This window comes from Nitrosophilus sp., assembly GCF_982775275.1.
Window position 1 is genome coordinate 1 of the sequence record NZ_CEXZHP010000085.1, and the last position, 6056, is coordinate 6056.

Here is a 6056-nt window from a genome sequence, read left to right on the forward strand (position 1 = left end):
ATGGATACCGGAATAAGTTCTAAAAATCTATCTTGATATTTTTTAAATTCGGCAATTTTTTTTAATATTTTTTCGTTATCCACTTGATCTATTTTTATTAAAACAACAATATGAGGAGTATTTTTTTTATTAAGTTCTAAAAATTTTTCATAATATTTTAACGAATCGGTCACAGGAGATAAAAACAAGATCAAATCGCAATCACCGATAGCCTTTAGGGCCTCTTCTAACATAAATTTATTTAAAAGCCTCTCTTTTTCGTGAATACCTGGGGTATCAACAAAAATAATTTGAGCGTTTTTATGCATAACGATTGCTTTTAATCTTTTTCTCGTAGCTTGGGCCTTATGGCTTACCATCGCTATTTTTTCGCCCAAAAGCCAGTTTAAAAGCGAGCTTTTTCCAGCGTTTGGTCTACCTATTAGCGCTACAAAACCGGCTTTTGTTTCCATTTTTTACCTTTTGACGCATTTAAATTTATAGAATATATCTAGCAGTATCTTCATCTTTTATAATATTGTCAAGTTTTTGATGTACATAATCTTCGGTTATTGTTATAATTTCGCCTTTATGTTCGTCTGCTTCAAAACTTATATCCTCTAAAAGATTCTCGATAACTGTATGCAATCTTCTTGCTCCAATATCCTCCATCTTTTGATTTGCCAAATGAGCTATTTTTGCTATAGCCCTTAACGCACTATCTTCAAAAACAAGCTCTACTCCTTCTACGCTTAAAAGCGCTTGATACTGTTTTATAAGGGAGTTTTTTGTTAAAGTCAATATCTTATATAAAGCATCTTCGTCTAACGAGTCAAGCTCTACTCTTAAAGGAAATCTTCCCTGAAGCTCTGGTATTAAATCGCTAGGTTTACTAAGATGAAAAGCTCCCGCGGCTATAAATAGGATATGATCTGTTTTAATGGTTCCCCATTTGGTAGATACGCTACTTCCCTCAACTATAGGTAAAAGATCTCTTTGAACTCCCTCTTTGCTAGGATCTTGCCTACCTTGAGAGCTGGAGCTAACGGCGATTTTATCAATCTCATCTATAAATATAATTCCTTCATTTTCCGCTTTTTGTAAGGCTTCAAGTTTTATTTGTTCCATATCCAAAAGTTTTTCGCTGGCTTCTGTTTTTAATATCTCTTTTGCCTCTTTGACGGTAACCTCTTTTTTAATCTCCTCTTTTGTTAAGCCAATAGTAAAGATTTTCGCAATAGACTCTTGAGCTTTGGCGATTTCAGGCGGAAGATTTGTATCTTCAAGATTGAAAGCTGTTTTTGGTATCTCAATCTCTATTTTTAGATTATCTAGCTCACCTTTTAAAAGTTTTTCTCTCATTTTTTCATAACTTTTTTCATATTCGCTCTTTTTTGTCTCGCTGGCCATTTTTGGAAGGGGAGGGAGAAGCTTTTCTAAGATTTTTTTATTTACATACTCTTCTATTAACTCTTTATTTTTTTCTTTATGTTTTTCTTTGACCAATATCAATGAAGCCGCTACAAGATCTCTAACCATAGATTCAACGTCTCTTCCCACAAATCCAACTTCTGTATATTTACTCGCTTCCACTTTTACAAAAGGTAGATCAAAAGATTTCGCAAGTCTTCTTGCGATTTCGGTTTTACCAACACCCGTAGAGCCTATCATCAATATATTTTTTGGCATTATCTCATCTTGTATCTCTTTTGGAAGCTTCATTCTTCGATATCTGTTTCTTAAGGCTATAGCGATTGTTTTTTTAGCCTCTTTTTGACCTATAACATACTCGTCAAGATATTTTACGATCTGTTTTGGTGTTAGATTCATTCATCCTCCAAAGTTAAAAGTTTTATATTTTTGTTTGTATATATACACAAATCTCCAGCAATTTTCAAGCTCTCTTCTACTAAAGTTTTAGGATCGAGATCTGAGTGTTTATCTAATGCTCTAGCGGCACTCAAAGCATAGTTTCCACCGCTGCCAATTGCAGCAATTTTTCCGTCTTCTGGCTCTACCACGTCTCCGGTTCCGCTTAATATAAATATATGTTTAGTATTTAATACTATCATCATTGCTTCCAGTCTTCTAAGATATCTATCTTTTCTCCACTCTTTGGAAAATTCAATAACGCTTTTTAAAAGATCACCTTTTTTATTTTCCAAAATCCCTTCAAACATATCAAAAAGATTAAAAGCGTCTGCAGTGCTTCCGGCAAAACCGGCTAGAACTTTATCGTTATATAAAGTTCTAATTTTAGTGGCGTTGTTTTTTAATACCGTATTTCCAAAAGTTACTTGACCGTCTCCTCCAATTACAGCTAAATTATTAGTTTTATATCCCAAAATTGTTGTAGCCTCAAACATTACTCTCCCTCTACTATTAGATCTAATTTGGCATGAATTCCGTGACCAAGCTTAATATCCACCTCATACTCTCCCGTTTGTTTAATGGGCGGATGTATTTCGATATGCTTTTTATCGATATCTATATCAAAATCTTTTTTTAAATATTCACTTATCTCTTTATTTGTGATAGCTCCAAAAAGGGCTCCGTTTGCGCCTACTTTGTGTTTGATGGTAAGTTTTATTTTTTCGATTTTTTCTTTTAATTTTTTTAATCGATCGATCTCAGCCGCCTTTTCTTGGGCTTTTTTTCTCTGCTGAGCCTCCCACTGCTTTATAACCGAATCTGTCGCTAATTTGGCAAAACCTCTTGCAATTAAAAAATTTTTCCCATATCCATCTTTTACCTCTTTTATGTCTCCCGCTTTTCCTAATCCTTTGACATCTTTTATCAATAAAACTTTCATTTTCTCTCCTTTTTAACCTCTTTCTATTTCTCCGGGATAACTAACAATCCCATATGTTAAATTACCTACATGCTTAAATCCCAAATCTTTTAAAACTCTTTGACAGTATGCGCTTCTGCTTCCCACGTGACAATAAAGAATCATTGGTTTATCTTTTTGATCTTGAAGCTGTTCTAATGATTGGTAAAAGGTGGTAGTAGGAACAAGGTAGTCGGTGCCTTTTATTCTTGCCGCTCTATATTCCATCCATTCTCTAACATCAACTAAATTAAAATCCACCATTCCAAGTTCCCTTGCTTCAATTAAAGCCTCAAGCTCATCACCATCAAGCTGATCTTTTTGCAAAAGTATTTCGCATTCATCTTTGGTTAATCCTCTTGAGTGAGTATGAACCGCCTCTTCAATCTCTTCTTCCTTTCTATATTTTTTTGCGTATTCAGGAGTGCAAAAAATACCGCAATGACATACTCCATCTTGAGGTATCTCTTTTTCGATCGCCGGTTTGCAAGGACAAAGTCTATCTTCTTCTTTATTACCTGTAACAAAAAAGCATGGACAATATCTTTTTCCATAAATTAATTTATTTCTTGTTAATCCAAATTGTATAGATTGATTTATTTCGGGGTCTGGATTATAACTCCAGCCAAATTGTTCTATTACTTTGTCTGTAAATTTTATCGTTTTTTTCAACTCTTCTTGAAACTCTTTTGATTCTGGATCTATTTTTTTTATATTTTCGCTCATTATTGCTCCTAAAGTTTGATAAAATAATAGCATAACCAACATTATATAAAGGTTTTATATGAAAAGGGTATTAAAAAAGTTTTTTAGATATTTATGGCTAGGGACTTTATCGATTTTGCCTTTTATTATAGTTATCCAGATATTTTTTTGGCTTCAAAAAGTTTTGATAGGTTATTTTCATAAAGCTTTTGCCGTCTCTGAGGGAAATTATATTTTAATAATCTCTATTTTTCTTCTAATTTTATTTTTTTTGATAGTTGTGGGATACTCTATCGAAAAATATGGAAGATCTATTTTTATCTCTTTTATAGATAGATTGATGCAAAATATACCTCTTTTAAAGACTATTTACAATTTTGTTAGAGATTTTTTAAAAATGGTGTTTGCTACAAAAGAGTCTGAAGTTTTTAGGGAAGTTGTGCTGGTTCCTTTCCCAAACGAAAAATTAAAATCTATAGGTTTTGTAACAAATAGATTAGAAAATAATCTCCTTATCGTTTTTGTCCCAACTTGCCCAAATCCAACTTCTGGTTTTACGGTAATGGTAAAAAAAGATGATGTAAAGTTTTTAGATGTTGGGATTGATGAAGCGATGAAGATGATTATTTCAATAGGGGCTGTAGCAGAAGATGATTTTAAAGGAAAAATTATTAAAAAATTAAGCTAATAACTCTTTGAAAAATTACAAATTGAGCGAAAGCTTTGCGATTTTAGATTGAAAATTTTATGTTCGCCATCAGGCGAAAAAAGTGCACCGGGCCCCGAAGGGGCGCTATTGCGTTTGCACTTTTTAATAAAATTTTCAAACGTTGCGTTAGCAAAAATCGCATCTGACTTGAGCGAAATTTAGTAATTTTTCAGAACACTCAATTTGTTCTATTTGGTATATTGGTGAAATAAACCAATATACCAAATACTAATAACAAAGGACTATTTTTTTCTAACATGACCTTCTATGATAAATCTTAAAGCGTTTAATTTTATAAAACCTTCGGCATCTTTTTGATTATATACTTGGTCCTCTTCAAATGTGCTAAACTCCGGTGCGAAAAGAGAGTTTGGAGATTTTCTACCAACAACAAAAACGTTGCCTTTAAAAAGCTTTAATCTAACGGTTCCGTTAACATTTTGTTGAGTTTTATCGATTGCCGCTTGCAACATCTCTCTTTCTGGGCTAAACCAAAATCCGTTATAGATAAGTTCTGCATATTTTGGCATAATTTTATCTTTTTCGTGAGCCTCTTCTCTATCTAATGTTATAGATTCGATTGCTCTGTGGGCTTTTAAAAGTATCGTTCCACCAGGAGTTTCATAACACCCTCTGCTTTTCATACCTACAAATCTATTTTCCACTATATCTACTCTTCCGATTCCGTGTCTATTTCCATATTCGTTAAGTTTTGCCAAAAGATTTGCTGGAGTTAAATTTTCACCGTTTATTGCAACGGCATCTCCTTTTTCAAAATCGATCGTAATATATTCTGGTTCGTTTGGGGTCTTTTCGATAGGATTTGTCCATCTCCACATATCCTCTTCTGGCTCATTCCAAGGATCTTCTAATAATCCTCCTTCATAAGAGATGTGCAATAAATTTGCATCCATAGAGTAGGGTGATTTTTTACCATGTTTTTCGATAGGGATGTTATGAGCTTTTGCAAAAGCTAAAAGTTTTTCTCTAGAATTTAAATCCCACTCTCTCCATGGAGCGATTATTTTAATATCTGGGTTTAGAGAAAGATATGCTATCTCAAATCTTACTTGATCGTTTCCTTTTCCGGTAGCTCCGTGAGCAACCGCATCGGCACCTACCTCTTTTGCTATCTCAATCTGTCTTTTTGCGATTAATGGTCTTGCTATGCTTGTGCCAAGAAGATATTCTCCTTCGTATATGGCATTTGCTCTAAACATTGGAAATACGAAATCTTTCACAAACTCTTCTTTTAGATCTTCAATAAATATATTTTGCGGTTTTATCCCAAGTTTTAAAGCCTTTTCTCTTGCTGGTTCTACCTCTTCGCCCTGTCCGATATCTGCGGTAAAGGTGACTACTTCGCAATTGTATGTATCTTGTAGCCATTTTAAAATTATAGATGTATCAAGACCTCCGCTGTATGCTAAAACAACTTTTTTTACCTTTTTCATATTTTCCCTTTAAAGATTTTATTTTTTATTTTGCGATTTTATCTAAAAATAGTTTATGATAAAATATAACCGATATATAAATTTGCGTTAATTTAAGGAGGGGAGTTGAAACAGAGTTTAGAAACAAAAATAATTGGAGGAAAGTATAAGGGAAAAAAGATAAAACTTCCTTCTTTAGAGGTGACTAGAAGCTCTAAAAATATCGTTAGAGAGTCTTTATTTAATACTCTTCAATACGATATTATAGATGAAAACTTTGTAGAAGTTTTTGCCGGAAGCGGGAGTGTAGGTCTTGAGGCTTTAAGTAGAGGTGCCAAACATGTCTATTTTATCGAGATAAATAAAAACTCCTTTAATACTCTTTTAAAAAACGCAAAAT

General features: G+C 33.2%; 8 protein-coding genes. 2 read left to right on the plus strand and 6 right to left on the minus strand.

Annotation, left to right across the window (positions count from 1 at the left end):
- From era to AC30RD_RS05340, 5 genes are all read right to left on the minus strand, one after another.
- Positions 1 to 452 (minus strand): GTPase Era (gene era / locus AC30RD_RS05320; RefSeq protein ID WP_489493279.1); only part of this gene is annotated, 452 nt, incomplete at its 3' end.
- Positions 453 to 477: 25 nt separating this feature from the next.
- Positions 478 to 1809, minus strand: a complete 1332-nt coding sequence (gene hslU, locus AC30RD_RS05325; RefSeq protein WP_489493280.1) for an ATP-dependent protease ATPase subunit HslU — start codon at positions 1807 to 1809, stop codon at positions 478 to 480.
- Positions 1806 to 2345 (minus strand): ATP-dependent protease subunit HslV, encoded by a 540-nt coding sequence (gene hslV, locus AC30RD_RS05330; protein WP_489493282.1) that lies wholly within the window; start codon positions 2343 to 2345, stop codon positions 1806 to 1808. Before hslV ends, hslU begins: the two co-directional genes overlap by 4 nt.
- Positions 2345 to 2791: a 50S ribosomal protein L9 gene (gene rplI / locus AC30RD_RS05335; RefSeq protein WP_489493283.1), complete on the minus strand. Its 447-nt coding sequence runs from the start codon at positions 2789 to 2791 to the stop codon at positions 2345 to 2347. The genes hslV and rplI overlap by 1 nt, the downstream gene beginning before the upstream one ends.
- Before the next feature lie 12 nt (positions 2792 to 2803).
- Positions 2804 to 3535 (minus strand): ferredoxin-thioredoxin reductase catalytic domain-containing protein, encoded by a 732-nt coding sequence (locus tag AC30RD_RS05340; RefSeq protein ID WP_489493284.1) that lies wholly within the window; start codon positions 3533 to 3535, stop codon positions 2804 to 2806.
- A 58-nt stretch (positions 3536 to 3593) separates the two neighbouring features.
- Here AC30RD_RS05340 and AC30RD_RS05345 point away from each other — a divergent pair, with 58 nt between their 5' ends.
- A complete protein-coding gene (locus AC30RD_RS05345) occupies positions 3594 to 4202 on the plus strand; it encodes a DUF502 domain-containing protein (RefSeq protein WP_489493285.1) in 609 nt (202 codons plus the stop codon).
- 263 nt (positions 4203 to 4465) lie between these two features.
- Here the strand turns inward: AC30RD_RS05345 and AC30RD_RS05350 are convergent, their stop codons facing one another.
- A complete protein-coding gene (locus AC30RD_RS05350) occupies positions 4466 to 5677 on the minus strand; it encodes an argininosuccinate synthase (RefSeq protein ID WP_489493286.1) in 1212 nt (403 codons plus the stop codon).
- Between the two features lie 105 nt (positions 5678 to 5782).
- On the opposite strand from AC30RD_RS05350, the gene AC30RD_RS05355 reads away from it, so the two are divergent.
- On the plus strand, positions 5783 to 6056 hold a 274-nt coding region (locus tag AC30RD_RS05355; protein ID WP_489493288.1), incomplete at its 3' end, for an RsmD family RNA methyltransferase.

Bases quoted from the DNA above. Each gene is read 5' to 3' on its own strand.
- AC30RD_RS05350 (WP_489493286.1), bottom strand. From the start codon at position 5,677: ATGAAAAAGGTAAAAAAAGTTGTTTTAGCATACAGCGGAGGTCTTGAT.
- AC30RD_RS05345 (WP_489493285.1), top strand. From the start codon at position 3,594: ATGAAAAGGGTATTAAAAAAGTTTTTTAGATATTTATGGCTAGGGACT.
- rplI (WP_489493283.1), bottom strand. From the start codon at position 2,791: ATGAAAGTTTTATTGATAAAAGATGTCAAAGGATTAGGAAAAGCGGGA.
- AC30RD_RS05340 (WP_489493284.1), bottom strand. From the start codon at position 3,535: ATGAGCGAAAATATAAAAAAAATAGATCCAGAATCAAAAGAGTTTCAA.
- hslU (WP_489493280.1), bottom strand. From the start codon at position 1,809: ATGAATCTAACACCAAAACAGATCGTAAAATATCTTGACGAGTATGTT.
- hslV (WP_489493282.1), bottom strand. From the start codon at position 2,345: ATGTTTGAGGCTACAACAATTTTGGGATATAAAACTAATAATTTAGCT.